The organism is Mesorhizobium sp. f-mel (genome assembly GCF_053850215.1).
Window position 1 is genome coordinate 1 of record NZ_JBSPTO010000100.1, and the last position, 271, is coordinate 271.

1 protein-coding gene is annotated in these 271 nt (G+C 60.9%); it reads right to left on the minus strand.

Annotated features, from left to right (window positions below; genetic code table 11):
• Positions 1–271 (minus strand): ATP-dependent DNA ligase (locus ACWUKX_RS31075; protein ID WP_456010472.1); only part of this gene is annotated, 271 nt, incomplete at both ends.

A 271-nucleotide genomic window follows, 5' to 3' on the forward strand; every position in this document is an offset into this window, starting at 1 on the left:
CAGCTCGTCTGCACACCTGAGCGATAGGGGGCATCCGCTCGCTTGGATACGATCCCCTCCAAGCCCAGCCGGCATGCATGTTCAAACACGTCGCTGCCGCTCACCTCCAGATGCTCGGCATAGGTCAGTGTCGGCGCCCTGTCCTTCACCAGCTTTTCTAGCGCGGCCTTGCGTTTCACCAGCGGCTGTTGCCGGAGATCCCGCCCGTTGAGGTGCAGCAGGTCGAACGCATAGAAGATGACCTTCGGCGAGTTTGGATTGCCCAATTCCC